17 protein-coding genes and 1 pseudogene are annotated in these 16,108 nt (G+C 56.9%); 4 read left to right on the top strand and 14 right to left on the bottom strand.

The window, feature by feature from the left end; translation table 11 throughout:
* Positions 1 to 27: 27 nt before the first annotated feature.
* Positions 28 to 873 (bottom strand): N-hydroxyarylamine O-acetyltransferase, encoded by an 846-nt coding sequence (gene nhoA, locus ACOTWU_RS11850; protein ID WP_017382294.1) that lies wholly within the window; start codon positions 871 to 873, stop codon positions 28 to 30.
* A gap of 105 nt (positions 874 to 978) precedes the next feature.
* Between nhoA and ACOTWU_RS11845 the strand changes: the two genes are divergently transcribed.
* The 3 genes from ACOTWU_RS11845 to ACOTWU_RS11835 all read left to right on the top strand — a co-directional run bounded on the left by ACOTWU_RS11845 (position 979) and on the right by ACOTWU_RS11835 (position 2,464).
* Positions 979 to 1,551 carry a flavin reductase family protein gene (locus ACOTWU_RS11845; protein ID WP_039270701.1) on the top strand — a complete coding sequence of 191 codons (573 nt, stop codon included), beginning with the start codon at positions 979 to 981 and terminating at the stop codon, positions 1,549 to 1,551.
* Positions 1,552 to 1,676: 125 nt separating this feature from the next.
* Positions 1,677 to 2,039 (top strand): hypothetical protein, encoded by a 363-nt coding sequence (locus ACOTWU_RS11840; protein ID WP_038416106.1) that lies wholly within the window; start codon positions 1,677 to 1,679, stop codon positions 2,037 to 2,039.
* A complete protein-coding gene (locus tag ACOTWU_RS11835; protein WP_040117684.1) occupies positions 2,039 to 2,464 on the top strand; it encodes a DUF3828 domain-containing protein in 426 nt (141 codons plus the stop codon). Before ACOTWU_RS11840 ends, ACOTWU_RS11835 begins: the two co-directional genes overlap by 1 nt.
* A gap of 67 nt (positions 2,465 to 2,531) precedes the next feature.
* Here the strand turns inward: ACOTWU_RS11835 and fusA are convergent, their stop codons facing one another.
* Positions 2,532 to 4,634 carry an elongation factor G gene (gene fusA / locus ACOTWU_RS11830; RefSeq protein WP_252049279.1) on the bottom strand — a complete coding sequence of 701 codons (2,103 nt, stop codon included), beginning with the start codon at positions 4,632 to 4,634 and terminating at the stop codon, positions 2,532 to 2,534.
* Positions 4,635 to 4,795: 161 nt separating this feature from the next.
* Between fusA and ACOTWU_RS11825 the strand changes: the two genes are divergently transcribed.
* Entirely contained in the window at positions 4,796 to 5,095 is a 300-nt protein-coding gene (locus ACOTWU_RS11825) for an ArsR/SmtB family transcription factor (protein ID WP_000612740.1), read from the top strand.
* Here the strand turns inward: ACOTWU_RS11825 and ACOTWU_RS11820 are convergent.
* The 12 genes and pseudogenes from ACOTWU_RS11820 to ACOTWU_RS11765 all read right to left on the bottom strand — a co-directional run bounded on the left by ACOTWU_RS11820 (position 5,088) and on the right by ACOTWU_RS11765 (position 16,093).
* The gene (locus ACOTWU_RS11820; protein ID WP_023296669.1) at positions 5,088 to 5,729 is read right to left on the bottom strand and encodes a hypothetical protein; all 642 of its coding nucleotides are present in this window, start codon (positions 5,727 to 5,729) and stop codon (positions 5,088 to 5,090) included. The two genes, ACOTWU_RS11825 and ACOTWU_RS11820, sit on opposite strands and share 8 nt — an antisense overlap.
* 91 nt (positions 5,730 to 5,820) lie before the next feature.
* On the bottom strand, positions 5,821 to 6,822 hold the full coding sequence (locus ACOTWU_RS11815) for a Kdo(2)-lipid IV(A) acyltransferase (protein ID WP_064489345.1): 1,002 nt from the start codon (positions 6,820 to 6,822) through the stop codon (positions 5,821 to 5,823).
* 186 nt (positions 6,823 to 7,008) lie between these two features.
* Positions 7,009 to 7,239 (bottom strand): tautomerase PptA, encoded by a 231-nt coding sequence (gene pptA, locus ACOTWU_RS11810; RefSeq protein ID WP_003857012.1) that lies wholly within the window; start codon positions 7,237 to 7,239, stop codon positions 7,009 to 7,011.
* Positions 7,240 to 7,276: 37 nt separating this feature from the next.
* Complete coding sequence (locus ACOTWU_RS11805) at positions 7,277 to 7,894, bottom strand: glutathione S-transferase family protein (RefSeq protein WP_064489344.1); 618 nt, start codon at positions 7,892 to 7,894, stop codon at positions 7,277 to 7,279.
* Positions 7,895 to 7,935: 41 nt separating this feature from the next.
* On the bottom strand, positions 7,936 to 8,823 hold the full coding sequence (locus ACOTWU_RS11800) for a transporter substrate-binding domain-containing protein (protein WP_064489343.1): 888 nt from the start codon (positions 8,821 to 8,823) through the stop codon (positions 7,936 to 7,938).
* Between the two features lie 9 nt (positions 8,824 to 8,832).
* Positions 8,833 to 9,606 carry an amino acid ABC transporter ATP-binding protein gene (locus ACOTWU_RS11795; RefSeq protein ID WP_017693375.1) on the bottom strand — a complete coding sequence of 258 codons (774 nt, stop codon included), beginning with the start codon at positions 9,604 to 9,606 and terminating at the stop codon, positions 8,833 to 8,835.
* The gene (locus tag ACOTWU_RS11790) at positions 9,590 to 10,516 is read right to left on the bottom strand and encodes an amino acid ABC transporter permease (RefSeq protein WP_040117689.1); all 927 of its coding nucleotides are present in this window, start codon (positions 10,514 to 10,516) and stop codon (positions 9,590 to 9,592) included. Before ACOTWU_RS11790 ends, ACOTWU_RS11795 begins: the two co-directional genes overlap by 17 nt.
* A 9-nt stretch (positions 10,517 to 10,525) precedes the next feature.
* On the bottom strand, positions 10,526 to 11,035 hold the full coding sequence (locus ACOTWU_RS11785) for a GNAT family N-acetyltransferase (RefSeq protein ID WP_015570459.1): 510 nt from the start codon (positions 11,033 to 11,035) through the stop codon (positions 10,526 to 10,528).
* Between the two features lie 9 nt (positions 11,036 to 11,044).
* Positions 11,045 to 13,308, bottom strand: a pseudogene (locus ACOTWU_RS11780) (NtaA/DmoA family FMN-dependent monooxygenase).
* A 16-nt stretch (positions 13,309 to 13,324) separates the two neighbouring features.
* Positions 13,325 to 14,446 (bottom strand): amidohydrolase, encoded by a 1,122-nt coding sequence (locus ACOTWU_RS11775; RefSeq protein ID WP_017382285.1) that lies wholly within the window; start codon positions 14,444 to 14,446, stop codon positions 13,325 to 13,327.
* The gene (locus tag ACOTWU_RS11770) at positions 14,443 to 15,444 is read right to left on the bottom strand and encodes an LLM class flavin-dependent oxidoreductase (protein WP_017382284.1); all 1,002 of its coding nucleotides are present in this window, start codon (positions 15,442 to 15,444) and stop codon (positions 14,443 to 14,445) included. Before ACOTWU_RS11770 ends, ACOTWU_RS11775 begins: the two co-directional genes overlap by 4 nt.
* A gap of 109 nt (positions 15,445 to 15,553) precedes the next feature.
* The gene (locus ACOTWU_RS11765; RefSeq protein ID WP_023303788.1) at positions 15,554 to 16,093 is read right to left on the bottom strand and encodes a shikimate kinase; all 540 of its coding nucleotides are present in this window, start codon (positions 16,091 to 16,093) and stop codon (positions 15,554 to 15,556) included.
* Positions 16,094 to 16,108 lie beyond the last annotated feature (15 nt).

The raw sequence follows: 16,108 nt of genomic DNA, 5'->3' as shown, positions 1-16,108 counted from the left end.
GCCCGGTAAGGCGTAGCCGCCACCGGGCTATTTCCCTGCCTGTGGATGCGTATCAAACCCCGCCATCACGGCCGTCAGCTCGGCCAGGGTAAAGCCGTGCTTCGGGTCATCAACGCCCAGGCCAAACCGCGCCTGCATCAGCTTATACAGCGCCTCCGCATCCGGCAAATGGATCTGCTCCTCCACATGCCCGTTCTGCCAGTGGGTAAAATTAAAGTTGGTCAGCGTCAGCTTGCCCCCGTCCGGCAGGTGGCGACACATCAGCAGGTGATGACGGAAATGGGACTGCGGCCAGTGCGCCGACCAGAAGTTTCCCATCACGTAATCGTTGAAGTACTGGGTCGCCAGGTCGAAGTGGTACATCGACTGCCAGTGCTCGTGATGGCGGAATTGCAGTACCCAGTCGTTACCCTCGCTCAGCAAACGATAACGCCCGTGTGGGGTTTCCTGTTCCTCGTTGGCGATCAAACGAATCGGCGCCGTCAGCGTTTGTCCGCCAAATCCCACATCGGCGATCCAGCGCTCGCCGTTCAGCTCAACCAGCAGCAACCGGTGCGTACGTGGCGGCATCTGCGACGGATTAGCCAGCACAACCCGCCCCAGCACGCTGCGCACCGTAAAACCGACTTCGCGCAACACCCGCTCAAACAGGCCGTTTTGCTCGAAGCAATACCCCCCCCGACGTGCGGTGACCAGTTTATCCACCAGACACCCGTCGTCCAGATGGATTTCACGCGGCAAAACGACATCAATATTTTCGAAAGGGATCGCGCAGTTATGGTGTAAATGCAGCCCCCGCAGGGTATCGATATCAACCTGTACGGGCTGCTGCCAGCCCGTGCGGGCGAAATAAGCACTCAGAAATGGGGACATGATTTGCTCCAGGATGTGATATCCCCTGTTTATAAACTATTTTCCCTTATGCATATGCGCAAAAGTGCTTTTTCGTCATACTCATCGTGTACATGAGGAGATCCTATGAACCACTTTCGCCCTGTTGAATTACGCCATGCCAGCCGTCTTCTGAATCACGGTCCAACCGTGCTCATCACCAGCCGGGATGAGACCATCGATCGTCGCAACGTCATGGCCGCCGCATGGTCTATGCCGGTGGAATTTGAGCCCCCACGTATCGCGATTGTGGTAGACAAAAGCGCGTGGTCACGGGAGTTGATCGAACGCAGCGGGAAATTCGGCATTGTGATCCCCGGCGTGGCGGCAGCCAACTGGACCTGGGCGGTCGGCAGCGTCAGCGGGCGCGACGAGGATAAATTTAACTGCTACGGGATCCCGGTTATTTATGGCCCTGAGCTTGGCCTGCCGGTTATAGAAGAGAAATGTCTGGCGTGGATGGAGTGCCGGTTATTACCTGTAACCTCTGCGGCCGAGAAATATGACACTCTGTTTGGCGAAGTGGTTTCCGCCGCGGCGGATGAACGCGCATTTGTCGCCGGACGCTGGCAGTTTGACGGGGATAAGCTGAATACGCTGCATCATCTGGGTGCGGGTACGTTTGTCGCGAGCGGGAAAATGGTGAAGGCGCTGGAATGATTTTTTAATTATACCCATCTGAATTATATAAAATTTCTATGGCATTTTATGTTTATCACGACGATGTTAAACGGAGGATATTTCAGAAGCTGTCGCATAAACAATCTTTCGTAAAGGAAATATCCATGTCATGGAACAAAGATGGCGCAATATCATATGCGAAATCACACGCGCAACCCAGCAGCACGGGTTATTGTGCTCGTTACGTAACAGAAGCGATCAGAGCGGGTGGTCGATTAAAAATCCCCAACACGCGTCTGGCAAAAGATATGGGGCGCACATTAGTCAATGCAGGCTTTCACCTGGTATATGATCAACCCCATGCTGGTGACGTCGCAGTTATCCAAAATATAGTTGGTCATGATAGCGGTCACGTTTGTATATACGATGGTCAACAGTGGATCAGCGATTTTGTGCAACGCACCATGTATCCTGGGCAGGCTTACCGCAACATACAACCTCATTACGAACTGTTCAGGCATGATTAATGAAACCACTCTACTTTTTACTTTTCGCCCTGTCTCCGCTCGCGGCCGCAGAAAACATTTATGCACCGGGTCAGGCGGCGCTTAAATTCAATCAATGGTATATAGCGCAGTTAGATCAGAACAAACCACCCGTACTCAATCCAGACATTATGAACGAGTACGTAGCCTCAGGGACCATTGCAGCAATTAAAGAAATGTACTCTGGCGACAGTAACGACAAAGATATGCCCGATGCGGATATGTTTATCAAAGCGCAGGACTGGGATGATGACTGGAATCAGATAACCGTCTTACATTCTGATTTTGACGCCGTTTGCACAAACGTCTATGTCGCATTTGGTAAGAAGCAAAATCATGTTATTGCAGATTGTCTCGTTGAAGAGCAAGGAAAATGGAAAGTGCGATCGGCGACGCTAATTAAGTAACAGGCATAAACTCCCTGTCGTAATAATAAAGGCACATGGTAGCCAAATGACTACCATGTGCAATTAATTAACTCTTCACACGCTTCGCAATAATCTCATCCGCCACATTCCGCGGAGCTTCCGCAAAATGATGGAACTCCATCGTATACGTCGCGCGACCCTGGGACATCGAGCGCAGCGTGGTGGCGTAGCCAAACATCTCAGCCAGCGGGACGTCAGCGCGAATAATCTGGCTGCCGTACTGCTCTGCCATCCCCTGCACCAGGCCGCGACGGGAGGAGAGATCGCCCATAATGTTCCCGGCGTACTCTTCCGGCGTTTCCACCTCAACGTGCATGACCGGCTCAAGAATAACCGGATCCGCCCGCCGTGCGCCCTCTTTGAAGCCGAGGATCGCCGCCATGCGGAAGGCCATTTCCGAGGAGTCAACGTCATGGTAGGAACCAAACGTCAGGGTCGCTTTCACATCCACCACCGGATAGCCCGCCAGCACTCCCGTATTCATGGCTTCTCGCAAGCCTTTTTCCACCGACGGGATGTACTCCCGCGGCACCACCCCGCCTTTGGTGGCATCTTCAAACACAAAACCACTCCCGGCGGCTAACGGCTCAAGGCTCAGGACCACATGACCGTACTGCCCTTTCCCGCCGGACTGTCGGACAAATTTACCTTCAATATCCTTCACCGCTTTACGCAGGGTTTCACGGTAGGTGACCTGCGGACGACCAATGTTCGCCTCAACGCCAAACTCGCGCTTCATGCGGTCAACGATGATCTCCAGATGCAACTCGCCCATCCCGGAGATAATGGTCTGTCCGGACTCTTCGTCCGTGTGCAGGCGAAACGACGGATCCTCCGCCGCCAGGCGCTGTAGGGCGATCCCCATTTTCTCCTGATCGGCCTTGGTTTTCGGCTCAATCGCCAGCGAAATAACCGGGTCCGGGAACTCCATCCGTTCAAGGGTGATCACCGCATTCGGGTCGGTCAGCGTGTCACCGGTGGTGACGTCTTTCAGCCCGACACAGGCCGCGATATCCCCTGCGCGCAGCTCGTCCACCTCATGGCGATCGTTGGCATGCATCAGCACGATGCGCCCGATACGTTCTTTCTTACCCTTCACCGGGTTGTACACCGCGTCGCCTTTACGCAGTATGCCGGAATAGACGCGGATAAAGGTCAGCTGGCCGACGTACGGATCGCTCATCAGCTTGAAGGCCAGCGCCGAGAACGGTTCATCATCGCTTGGGTGGCGCTCGGCGTGCTGTCCGTCTTCGTCTACCCCATCAATAGCGGGCACGTCCAGTGGAGACGGCATCAATTCAATCACCGCGTCGAGCATGCGCTGCACGCCCTTGTTCTTGAAGGCGCTGCCGCACAGCATGGGCTGTATTTCGCCGGAGATAGTCCCGATCCGCAGCCCTTTGATGATTTCCGCTTCATCCAGTTCGCCCGTCTCAAGGTACTTATCCATAAGCTCATCGCTGGCTTCTGCCGCAGCCGAAACCATTTTTTCTCGCCACGCCTGGGCGGTGCTCAGCAGATCGTCAGGCACTGGCGCATAGCTAAACGCCATGCCCTGCGTCGCATCATCCCACAGAATGGTGCGCATCCTGATGAGATCCACCACGCCGGTGAAGTGTTCTTCTGCCCCCACGGGGATCACAATCGGGACCGGGTTGGCTTTCAGCCGCTCCTGCATCATCCGCACCACGCGGAAGAAATCCGCACCCGGGCGGTCCATTTTGTTGACGAATGCCAGGCGCGGGACGTGATATTTATTCGCCTGACGCCAGACGGTTTCCGACTGCGGCTGCACGCCACCGACGGAGTCATAGACCATTACCGCGCCGTCGAGCACACGCATGGAACGTTCCACCTCAATGGTGAAATCCACGTGCCCGGGGGTGTCGATAATATTGATGCGGTGCGGTTCAAAGCCTCTGTCCATACCGGGCCAGAAACAGCTTACCGCCGCCGACGTAATGGTGATCCCGCGCTCCTGCTCCTGCGCCATCCAGTCGGTGGTTGCCGCGCCATCGTGTACTTCACCCAGCTTGTGGCTCATCCCGGTGTAAAACAGGATGCGCTCAGTGGTGGTTGTTTTGCCCGCATCGATATGCGCGGAGATACCGATGTTGCGATAACGTTCGAGTGGAATGGGTCGGGGCATGATATTTCCTTAAGTCTTCATGACTGGTTTGTGACGACCGGGATGGTCGCGTATTCGTTCGTTTGTTATAATAGTCCTATTGTACGAGTATTATCGAACTATTTTTTAACGGTTGACCTATTGTTGATATAGCTCAATCTCACGCGAGACGCAGGAAAACGATGATCCCAAACCACCCGGAACCTGAACAAATAGTGTTGGAAAATGTGCTGTTCGCCCTCGGCAACCCGCTGCGATTAGCGATTATCCGCAGGCTGGCCGACGGCAGCGAACTGAGCTGTAACGCACTGCGCCCGGAAGAGGTGGTGAAATCCACTATGACTCACCACTGGCGCGTGCTGCGCGACAGCGGTGTGATCTGGCAGCGCCCGCAGGGGCGCGAGAATATGATCTCACTGAGAAGAGAAGATCTGGACGCCCGTTTTCCTGGGCTGCTGGCGATCCTGCTCCAGGCTAAGTAGCGGCAGCGTCCTCAAGACGATAAACCGGAATCCGCCGTGTTGTTCCGGTAAGGGTGTCGAACACCTCCGTATCGGACGTCACTATTCTCATCCCGGTCTTCCTTAACCGCTGCACGTCGGCGGCTATGCGCTGGAGGCCAAACCAGAAAAGCCCGTCAAGCGCGGTGACCGCAAGCCCCTGTTCCAGCGCCAGCTGGAGGCGCTCGCGGGGGGCTTTCACCTGCTGAGCGATTTGCCGGTAAGGCACTTCCGAACCGCCGGACGCATCGATTCGCTGAATACGGGTCTTCAGGTGGTAGGTAAATTCATCGGGAATGCCGTTCAAATCCTGTTTAAGGCTGTAGACGCAGCCAAACCGCTTGCCGTTGAACAGGACATTTTTTTGACTGAGCTGAAACTCATTTCTGATGCCATCAATCAGCTGCGGTGCGCGGGTAAGAAGTAACCGGAAGGGAAGCTCAAAGCTGGTCACGTAATCCACATTCAGCAGCGCAAGACGCAGCCGCTCTTCTGCCCCGGATTTCTGGTCATGACACTCGCGCATCACCTCCGCCCACTGGCGCGTCAGACGTTCCGGCTCACCGGCTTCGGTGAGGAGGTATTTTTCCAGATGATAATCGACTCTTCCGGTCATGTTGGGCATCCCGTCAATGTGGATGCGGTAATTCTATCCAGCGCGGCAGGATTTATAAAGGGCGGAGCGCACCGGCATCCGCCCTGCCGGGCTACTGCTGGATACTCGACCGGTCCGAAATATCGCTGGCAGATAAGGTTCTTGCAGAAGATGGGATCTGTTTTTTGCGTTTATACCGGTCCGGCTGGCCTTCAGGGCGGGTTTTGAACCGGCGATGCAGCCACATATATTGCTCAGGCGCCATCATCACGGCGCGCTCAATCGCTCTGTTCATTTGCGTGGCCACCGACGCTTTGTCGCCTCCCTGCAAGGTATCGCTGATATCCTCCAGAATAATCAGCTCATACCCTGTGCCGTCTGCTTTTCGGCGCGGTACAAACGGGATCACGGCCGGTCTGGCACTTTTCACCAGCATGTAGCTCCCGGCAGTTGTCGCGGCGTCCGGGACGGCAAAAAACGGCACAAACACGCTATTCGTTTTGCCATAGTCGTGGTCCGGGGCATACCACAGGATCTCGTTTTGCTTCAGCGCGCGGATCATGCCCTTCAGGTCATAGCGGTCAAGCATGGTTTTATTGGAACGTAGACGACCGCGCGTTTGCAGCCAGTCGAGCAACGCATTATTGTTGGGACGATACACACCAATACCCGCGTTGAGCATGCCAAAGATGCGTGCGCCTAATTCCAGCGTGAGAAAATGCATGCCAATGAGCACCACTCCCCTTCCTTGCGCCCGCGCCTGTTCCATATGTTCGTAGCCGGTTACGCTGAAGTGTTTCCGTACGCGCCAGTCTGGCCAGAACCACGCTATCCCCGTTTCGATGACGCCCATTCCAACCGATTCAAAATTACGCTCAAGTAAACGCTCGCACTCGTCCTCTTTCATATCAGGAAAGCAAAGCTCAAGATTTCGTCTGGCGATCTCCACGCGGCGTGGAAGCAGGCGCATAGCCAGACGCCCAAGCCCGTGACCTATTTTCAACAGCAGCGGGTACGGAAGCTGAACCGTGCACCAGAGCGCGGCAATGCCTGCCCAGCTGAGCCAGTAACGAGGATGAATAAAGGCGAGTGAAAACTGAGGTAATTTTGTCATGGAAAAATTATCCTTTTACTAATTTGTACTTAATCTGGTGCAGTTGCAGTGCTTACCTGCTGATTCAACGAATATTGTTCGGAAGGATGAATTGTAGCGGAATCGTTATGGTTTTTATTATCGATTTTTGCGAAAGGGAATAAAAGCGAGGAGCGCCGGGTGATATTGCACCACCCGGCAGGCAAGTTACATCGAATAACCGGGCTTCTTAATCAGTTCATCCAGTTTCGGGCCGATCTCGGTATCCCAGACCTGCGCCTTCCAGTCAGCTTCCTGAACCTCCTGAAGCGCCACGGAGATTGAGCGATCTTTGCTGTTCAGATGACGGGCGATCGCTTCGGCGATATCCGCCGCCAGGGCCGTTTTTTGTTCGTCAGTCAGATCGCGTGGAAAACATTTGATATCAACGTGTGGCATGGGCAGGGCTCCTTTTATAGGTGAGCGTTCCACGTTATCAGATTATATCGTTAGCTTTTAGCACCTTGTGCAGTTCCGGCAGCGCGCAGACGGCATCCGCGACGGCGGTAATATTAGGCGTGCTAGTGGCAAACCACTCATGACGTGGCCCCCAGGTACGCGCAACGGCAATATAGACGTCAAGCAGCGTCAGCTGTTTGCCAAACGCAAACGGCGAGGCGCTGAGCTGGCTGTCGAACCACAGATAGAGCGATTTTCGGTACTCAATGCAATTTTTCTTCAGCTGTTCCGGGGCATCAGGCACCCAGCGTTCCGGGTAATCTGCATACGTAAAGGTGGGATAGACGTTCGCCACAAACCAGATGAGCAGGCGCTGAAACTGCTGGCGCTCGGCCTGCCCTACGAGCGGCGCGAGGTCGGGACGTCTGTCGAGCACCATCAGGGCGATCGCCGCGGTTTCCGTCACGATCGCCCCATTTTCCAGCTCCAGCGTCGGCACCTGGCACAGCGGGTTCAGTTTCAACAGCAATTCGCGCTGCGGGCCGGGCTGGTCAAACCCGTCCACGTTGACGAACTGATACGGGATGTCTGCCAGAGTCAGCATCACTTCACTGATTGCCGATCCCCAGCCGGGTACGCCATAGAGTTTGATCATGTTGCCCCCTCAGGGATGAAAACCCTAAGTGTAGAGCACCATTAGTAGGTTATCCCGGGCGGGTTAACGTCAGAAGACGTCACCGCTTCGCCCGCCTCCCCCCAGCGCGCCAGCACCTTTTGATAATCCCCGCGCTTAATCGCACCGTCCAGCGCAGCCTGCAACGCATACACCAGCCCATTACCTTTTTTGGTTGTGGTGGCGACATAGGCTTTCTTCGGCCCAAATCCCACGACGCGGGTTTTGCCGGTTAACGCGGCTTTGTAGGCCGAAACGGACTGCGGTCCAAAGAAAACATCCGCCCTGCCGGACTGAATATAAAGATTGCCTGAGGCGTCGTCGGTCAGATAAACCGGCAATGCAGGCTCGCGCCCGACCTTTTTATTCTCTTCGTTCCAGCCCAGCAGAATACGTTCCTGATTGGTGCCTGACCCGACAATCACCTTTTTACCGGCCAGATCTTTCGCACGGGTGATCGACTGTACGTTGCTGGTGGATTTCACCGAGAAGGCGAGGGAATCGACGCGATAGGTCGCAAAATCGAACTTCGCCTTACGTTGCTCGGTGACGGCGATATTCACCAACGCCACGTCATAGCGCCCGGAAGTGATCCCCAGCGGCCAGTCTTCCCACGCCGTTGGCACCAGCTTCAGCTTCAGCCCCAGGCTGCCCGCCAGCAACCGGGCGATATCCGGGTCGCTGCCAATACGGGTGCGGTTATCACTGGCCAGCAGCGCCAGCGGCGGAGAATTCAGGGCTGAAATCGCCACCGTGAGGGTACCCGGCTCAACAAATTTATAGTTCGCCGGGATTTTCGCCACTGCCTGTTGATCAACCGTCACCGGCAGCGGCTGTTCGTTGGCCTTTAAATCAATGCTGGCGTGGCTCGCCGTCGTGAAGACCAGCCCCGCCAGGAGTCCATATTTCATCTGCGCTCCTTACAGCACTTTTGAGAGGAACTGGCGCGTTCGCGGATGCGACGGTCGGTTTAACACGTCGTCGCTGCTGCCCTGCTCCACAATTTTACCGTCGACCATAAATACCACCTGGTCCGCCACTTCCCGGGCAAAGCCGATCTCATGGGTGACCACCACCAGCGTCGTGCCGGAACGGGCGAGCTTTTTAATCACGTCCAGCACTTCACCAACCAGTTCCGGATCCAGCGCCGAGGTGGGTTCATCAAACAGCATCACGCGCGGGCGCAGCGCCAGCGCGCGGGCAATGGCGATACGCTGCTGTTGGCCGCCGGAGAGGTGACGCGACCAGGCATCGGCTTTATCGCGCAGACCTACCACATCCAGAAGGCTGTAGGCGTTTTCAACAGCCTCTTTTTTACTGAACTTTTTATGCGCGATGGGTGCTTCAATCAGGTTTTCCAGCACCGTGAGATGCGGAAAAAGATTGAAGTTCTGAAACACGTACCCAACGTTGACGCGCTGTTTGAGGATCTCTTTCTCTTTTAGCTCGTAGAGTTTGTCACCCTGACGGCGATAGCCGATGTAATCCCCGTCAATCTGAATAAAGCCTTCGTCTACGCGCTCCAGATGGTTAATGGTGCGCAGCAGCGTCGATTTTCCCGATCCAGAGGGGCCAAGGATCACCGTCACGGAGCCCGGCGGGATCTCAAGCGTGACGTTATCGAGCGCTTTATGTCGGCCAAAAAACTTACTGACGCCGGTAATGGAAATGTGTCCTTCAGGAGAGGCTTGCATGAACAGGCTCCTGTGCTGGCGAAGTGGTGACGGAGCGCGCGCGACTGGCCGCCCGGTTGTGGTTAACGGCGGAGCGGCGCTCGCTGCGGGCGAGTCCACGCTCAATAACATGCTGGATGGCAGACAGTACGGTGGTGATCACCAGATACCAGACGGCCCCCACCATCAACAGCGGGATCACCTCCTGGGTGCGGTTGTAGATCATCTGGATCGTGTAGAACAGTTCCGGCATCGCCAGCACGTAAACCATCGCCGTCCCTTTGGCGAGGCTGATAATTTCGTTAAACCCGGACGGCAGGATGGTGCGCAGCGCCTGAGGGAGAATTATGCGCACCGTGCGACGCCATGCCGGCAGACCTAGCGCAGCGGCCGCCTCATACTGACCGTGGTCGACCCCAAGGAACCCCCCGCGAATGATCTCCGCAGTATAGGCGCTCTGCACCAGCGTCAGCCCCACGATGGCGGTAGAAAACTGCCCGAGAACATTGATGGTTTCAAAGCTGCCCCAGGTAATGCCGGTAAAAGGCACGCCGAGAGAGAGCGTGTCGTAGAGATAGGAGAAGTTATAGAGGATAATCAGCACCACGATCAGCGGCAGGGAACGGAACAGCCAGATGTACCCCCACGCCAGGCTGCTCAACAGCCATGATGACGAGAGCCGCGCCAGCGCCAGCATGCCGCCAATCACCACGCTCAGTACGGTGCTTATCAACGTCAGCAGCAGCGTCTGGCCGACGCCTTCGAGGATCACCGGGTCGAAGAACCAGCGGGCAAATACCGCCCATTCCCAGCGCGGATTAAAGGCCACGGACTGGATCACGACCGCCAGCACAAACAGCGCCACCACGGCGCCAGCAGCGCGCAGCGGATAACGTGCCGGGACCACTTTTATGGTTTCAACGTTGCTCATCGTCGCTCCTTATGCGGTTTTGCTGAGCGCTTCGCGGATCAGCGTCTTGGTGAAACGCAGCCGACCGTCGAACGGCGGCTGGCTATACTCTTCCGGATCGCGGTTAAGATCGAACTGCGGCTGGTACCCCTGGCTGAGATAGAGCCGCACCGCCTCCGGCTGGCGAAACCCCGTGGTCAGGTAGATGCGGCTGTAGCCCGCCAGCACCGCCCGGCGCTCCAGCTCCTGTACCACGCGCGCGGCCAGTCCCTGCTGGCGCAGCGTTTTATTCGTCCAGATGCGTTTGATCTCTGCGGTATGTTCGTCGAAGGGCTTGTACGCACCGGTGGCGATGATCTCGCCATCGCGCTCCAGGACGATAAACAGCCCCTGCGGCGCCAGGTACCACTCTGTCAGCTCGACTTCCGCATCCTTTGAAAAGTAGTCGCCGTAACGAGCGGCGTACTCACCGAAAAGCCCCTCGATAATGGGCTGAAGATCGGCATCTTCCGGCGAAACGTCACGAAATTGTTCGCGCATAGCGCCTCCTTAATCGCCCAGACCCGCCGGGTTAACTTCGGAACTGGGGATACGCTCCACGCCTTCCCCCCAGCGGTTCAGCACTTTGTCGTAATCTCCGTTCTTGATCGCGCCGTTCAGCGCGGTTTGAACCGGCTCGACCAGGCCGCTGCCTTTTTTCAGCGTCACCGCGATATGCGCCGCCTTCGGCCAGCCGCCGTCGACGCTGCCGACCAGTTTGGTTTTACCGTTAAGCGCCGCTTTCCAGGCACCGATCACGTTCGGGCCAAAGTAGGCGTCCGCGCGTCCGGACTGAAGCGCCAGCGTTTGGGCCGCGTCGTCTTTGGTGTAGATCGGCGTAAAGGGTTTAAGCCCTTTTTTGAGGTTCTCTTCGTTCCATGCCAGAAGGATGGCCTCCTGGTTGGTGCCGGAACCCACGATGATGCGCAGCCCGGCGATATCCTCTGCCTTCACAAGCGAGTTGATCGGACTGGTGGATTTCACGTAGAAGCCAAGTGAATCCTTGCGGTAGGTGGCGAAGTCGAACTTCTCTTTGCGCGCTTTAGTGACGGTGATGTTGCTGATAGCCGCGTCGTATTTCCCGGAGGCAACCCCCAGCGGCCAATCCTCCCAGGAGGTGGGCACCACGTTCAGCTCCAGTCCGAGGCTGTCCGCTACCAGACGCGCGATGTCGACCTCACTTCCCAGCAGAGTTTTGTTGTCGTCGGAAAAGACCGTCAGTGGCGGTTGATTCAGTCCCGCCACCGCCACGGTAAATTTCCCCGGCACGGCAAAACGATAGTCTTTCGGCAGTTGCGCGATCGCATCGCTGTTTTTGGCGGTATTGATCGGCGTTTTATTGGCCTCAATGCTCACGCCGGTGCCGTTAATATTGACGTTCTCTGCCCAGACGGCAGGGGTAAAGGCCAGCGCAAGCGCCAGAATAAGCGATGATTTCTGCATAGCATTTTTCTCTTTTATTGTTGTGTGAACTGATTTTTGGGCTCGTCTAAGCCCAGACTTTCGCGCAGCGTGGTGCCGGGATAGTCGGTGCGGAACAGGCCGCGCGCCTGTAAAACGGGCACCACCTGGTCAACAAAGCGCGGGAAGGTGTCCGGCGTGCCGCCCTGAATGATGAAGCCATCCGCCGCCTTCTCTTCGAACCAGGCCTGTAAACCATCGGCCACCTGCTCCGGTGTGCCGGAAAAACGCGGGCGCGGCGATGCGGCTTCCAGCGCGACCTGACGCAGAGTTAAGTTGCGCTCACGAGCGTTACGCTTGATTTCATCGGTGGTGCTGCGGAAGCTGTTTTTGCCCAAATCGCCAATATCCGGGAACGGCGCGTCGAGGGGATACTGGCTGAAGTCGTGATGCTCGAAATATCGTCCGAGGTAATTCAGCGCATCATTAATGGAGACCAGTGCCGCCGTAGTTTGATACTGGTTTTCTACGTCATCGGCGTCGTTTCCAACAATCACGCTGACGCCCTGGAATATATGTAAATCCTCTGCGCGGCGGCCGTGACTTTCCAGCTGCTGTTTAACATCGCGGTAAAAAGCCTGGGCTTCTTCCCGCGTGTCATGGTGGGTAAAGATGGCGTCAGCGTGTTTTGCCGCCAGCTTTTTACCGTCGTCGGACGCACCAGCCTGAAAGACAATCGGACGTCCCTGCGGCGTGCGGCCAATATTCAGCGGGCCGGAAACCTGGAAGAAATCACCGTGGTGATCAAGAGTATGCAGTTTCGACGCATCAAAGAACTGTCCGCTCTCTTTATTGCGGATAAAGGCATCCCCTTCCCAGGAATCCCACAGCCCTTTCACCACGTCGAGATACTCATCGGCAATGCGGTAGCGCAGCGCATGCTCCGGGTGTTTTTCGCGGGAGAAGTTCTTCGCTGACCCTTCCAGCGGTGACGTCACCACGTTCCAGCCCGCGCGTCCGTTGCTCAGGTGATCGAGGCTGGCGAACTGGCGTGCAACGGTGAAAGGCTCGCTGTACGAGGTGGATAACGTGCCGACCAGCCCCAGGCGCGAGGTGATACTCGCCAGCGCGGACAACACCGTCAGCGGCTCAAAGCGGTTTAAAAAATGCGGAATGGATTTCTCGTTAATATAAAGGCCGTCGGCCACAAATATAAAGTCGAGCTTGCCCGCTTCTGCTTTTAAAGCCGTTTCTTTAACGAAATCAAAATTAATGCTGGCATCCGCGACCGCCGCGGGATGGCGCCAGGCAGACATATTTCCGGATGCACCATGCAAAATGGTCCCCAGCCGCAATTGACGATGTGCAGACATATTCACCTCAAATTAATTAAACGTGTTGCAGGGCTTTTTCCGCGAGCTGTGCAAAATAGCGGGCAGCGGGTTCGATTAATGCTTCGTCCGGGTTAAATGCCGGGTGATGTAACCCAAACGGACTGTTGCTGCCAATGCTGACAAACGCGCCGGGTATGTTTTGCAGATAGACCGCGAAATCCTCCCCGCCCATGTGCAGTTCCGCATGCCGGGTTTCATATCCCGCTTCGCGCGCGACCGAGGTGGCAAACCCGGCCCAGTGCTCATCATTCACCAGCGCGGTGGGCCCGGCGTACCAGGTGATGTTGATTTGCGCGCTAAAGGCGCTGGCAAATCCGGCGGCGATTTCACCGACGCGCGCTTTCACGTTCTGCTGCACTTCCGTGCGGTGCGTGCGCAGCGTGCCCTCCAGCTCAACGCTTTCCGGCAGCACGTTCCAGGTATTCCCCCCGGCGATGCGCGTCACGCTCAGAACAACCGAATCCAGCGTGTTGACGTTACGGCTGGCTACGCTTTGCAGCGCGGTTACCAGCTGGCTTGCGAGCACGATGGCGTCGTTGCCTTCATGGGGACGTGCGGCATGCGCGCCTTTGCCGGTCACGTGAATAACGAAGCGATCAACGTTGGCATAGAACGGGCCGCCGCGCGTGGCAAACTCGCCGACCGGCAGTGACGGCTCGTTATGCATCCCGAAAATCGCGCGTACGTCGCGTAACGCCCCGGCCCGCACCATGCTTTTTGCTCCGCCGAAATTCTCTTCCGCTGGCTGGAACAGGATCCGCACGCGACCGTTGAGCGAGGCTTCCCGCTCTTTCAGCTTTAGCGCGGCGCCGAGGATCACGCTGGTGTGAATGTCGTGTCCGCAGGCATGCATCACCCCGGCGCGCCGGGAGCTAAACGGCACCCCGCTGCGCTCGTCGATGGGTAACGCGTCGATATCGGCGCGCAGCGCAACCAGTGCGTTGCCCGTGCCGATCTCCGCAACCAGCCCGGTCTGGAGATCGTAAGGCAGCGGGGCAATCCCGGCTGCCGTCAGCCACTCGCGCAGGCGCGCCGTTGTTTCGACCTCCTGACCAGAGAGTTCAGGGTTCTGGTGCAGCTCACGGCGCCAGGCAATCAGTTGTTCGCTAAAGCTCATACGGTAACCTCCCTGTTAAGACGCGCCTCGGCCAGCAGTCGCAGGGACTGTACGCGCGTTGCGCCATCAGCGACCGGCGTGTCGATGATAAATTCGTCAATCCCCCACTGCTGATGCAGCGCGTTGAGCTGTTCAAGCACCGACGCCGCCGTTCCGGCCAGCAGAGACTGCGCCCGACGCCCGATGCGCACCGGTTCACTCCCTGCCTGCCGCGCAAAGGCGTAGGCCTGTTCTTCGCTGGCGACGGTGACGCGCTGTCCGTTTGCCAGCTCCACGCCCCACACTTCAACCTTCTGCGCCAGCGCATCGGCCTCAGCCTGGGTTGGGGCAACAATGGCCTGCACGGCCACAATCACCTCCCGGACGCTGTGTTGACGCCAGGCTGTGACGACCTCGCGCAGCAGCTCAGGATCACCGTTCAGATGGGCGGCAAAGACAAAATGCCAGTCGAGGGAGGCCGCCAGCAGCGCGCTTTCTGTGCTGGCGCCCAGCAGAAACCCCCGGGCAGGCACCGGCGGCAGCGGCGTGGCGCGAACGTCCTCCTCCGCTGACTGATTTTCAGGGCGGATCCAGCGATCGAGCTGCGTCAGTTGTTCAGCAAAGCTGCCTTTTTCCTGCGGATTAAGGCCGTGCTGCAAGGCGCGGGTAGAGAGCGGCAGACCGCCGGGCGCTTTGCCAACGCCCAGATCAACCCGGCCCGGCGCAATGGCGGCCAGTACGTTAAAATTTTCGGCGACTTTATAGGGGCTGTAATGTTGCAGCATGACGCCGCCCGAGCCCACGCGAATACGTTTTGTTTGCCCGAGGATCCAGGCAATCAGCAGCTCCGGCGAGGGGCTGGCAAGCTGCGGGGTATTGTGGTGTTCGGCAATCCAGAAGCGGTGATAACCCAGCGTTTCTGCCTGTTGCGCCAGTGCTAAGGTTCGCGCCAGCGCATCGGCGGCTGTTTCGTGTTCTGCGACGGGGCTTTTATCCAGAATGCTGATTCGCCATGACATGTTGCGTTCTCGTTTGACTTAACATGTCGTCATTATTAAAGGTGGATTTCACCTCTGAGAAACAATTAATTTACATTTGGATTGCCGGAAAACGGCAATAGAGAGTCTGTCATCGGCGTGATTTGAGCGATGTAATGAGTCTTTCCGCATCCTGCCGTCGGGTAATGCGGAGAAAGCGAATGTGTGCGTACTGCGGGTTTTGTATATCCGCCTCATATCGTTTGCGGTTGCTGCGCCAGGTTTTGATCGTCCAGATGATAATAGAGTCCTTGCTAAGGAACGACCGACGAAAGCTTTCGCGGTTCCCCGTGCCGGGCCAGAGCTCCTGTTTGTGCCAGGCGCGTCTGGAGGCCCGCGTCACCGCCTGCCAGAGCGTGCGGATAAACCCACGATCTATCCACACCACCAGATCGACGTCGCGCCACTTAACGTCGCGTGTGCGGTTGTAATTCCCGTCCAGGACCCAGTCAGGCGAGGCGGCGAGCGCTTTTTCCAGGGTAGCAAGAAACTCATCATCCGGTGTTCCCTGCCAGTTCGCTCGCCAGTAAAGCCTGTCCATCTCAATGTAAGGGATAGCCAGCGCCTCCGCGATTCGCCTGCCAAACGTGCTTTTCCCACTTCCGCTGGTGCCTATGATATTGATTTTCACCGTTCCGCCTGCACA

This window comes from Enterobacter cloacae complex sp. GYL001 (assembly GCF_049237125.1).
Classification (GTDB): Bacteria; Pseudomonadota; Gammaproteobacteria; order Enterobacterales; family Enterobacteriaceae; genus Enterobacter; species Enterobacter hormaechei_C.
This window is presented reverse-complemented; position numbering and strand designations above follow the sequence as displayed.

Excerpts from the sequence above, each read along its gene's own strand:
- nhoA (WP_017382294.1), bottom strand. The coding sequence starts at position 873 with ATGTCCCCATTTCTGAGTGCTTATTTCGCCCGCACGGGCTGGCAGCAG.
- ACOTWU_RS11845 (WP_039270701.1), top strand. The coding sequence starts at position 979 with ATGAACCACTTTCGCCCTGTTGAATTACGCCATGCCAGCCGTCTTCTG.
- ACOTWU_RS11840 (WP_038416106.1), top strand. The coding sequence starts at position 1,677 with ATGTCATGGAACAAAGATGGCGCAATATCATATGCGAAATCACACGCG.
- ACOTWU_RS11835 (WP_040117684.1), top strand. The coding sequence starts at position 2,039 with ATGAAACCACTCTACTTTTTACTTTTCGCCCTGTCTCCGCTCGCGGCC.
- fusA (WP_252049279.1), bottom strand. The coding sequence starts at position 4,634 with ATGCCCCGACCCATTCCACTCGAACGTTATCGCAACATCGGTATCTCC.
- ACOTWU_RS11825 (WP_000612740.1), top strand. The coding sequence starts at position 4,796 with ATGATCCCAAACCACCCGGAACCTGAACAAATAGTGTTGGAAAATGTG.
- ACOTWU_RS11820 (WP_023296669.1), bottom strand. The coding sequence starts at position 5,729 with ATGACCGGAAGAGTCGATTATCATCTGGAAAAATACCTCCTCACCGAA.
- ACOTWU_RS11815 (WP_064489345.1), bottom strand. The coding sequence starts at position 6,822 with ATGACAAAATTACCTCAGTTTTCACTCGCCTTTATTCATCCTCGTTAC.
- pptA (WP_003857012.1), bottom strand. The coding sequence starts at position 7,239 with ATGCCACACGTTGATATCAAATGTTTTCCACGCGATCTGACTGACGAA.
- ACOTWU_RS11805 (WP_064489344.1), bottom strand. The coding sequence starts at position 7,894 with ATGATCAAACTCTATGGCGTACCCGGCTGGGGATCGGCAATCAGTGAA.
- ACOTWU_RS11800 (WP_064489343.1), bottom strand. The coding sequence starts at position 8,823 with ATGAAATATGGACTCCTGGCGGGGCTGGTCTTCACGACGGCGAGCCAC.
- ACOTWU_RS11795 (WP_017693375.1), bottom strand. The coding sequence starts at position 9,606 with ATGCAAGCCTCTCCTGAAGGACACATTTCCATTACCGGCGTCAGTAAG.
- ACOTWU_RS11790 (WP_040117689.1), bottom strand. The coding sequence starts at position 10,516 with ATGAGCAACGTTGAAACCATAAAAGTGGTCCCGGCACGTTATCCGCTG.
- ACOTWU_RS11785 (WP_015570459.1), bottom strand. The coding sequence starts at position 11,035 with ATGCGCGAACAATTTCGTGACGTTTCGCCGGAAGATGCCGATCTTCAG.
- ACOTWU_RS11775 (WP_017382285.1), bottom strand. The coding sequence starts at position 14,446 with ATGAGCTTTAGCGAACAACTGATTGCCTGGCGCCGTGAGCTGCACCAG.
- ACOTWU_RS11770 (WP_017382284.1), bottom strand. The coding sequence starts at position 15,444 with ATGTCATGGCGAATCAGCATTCTGGATAAAAGCCCCGTCGCAGAACAC.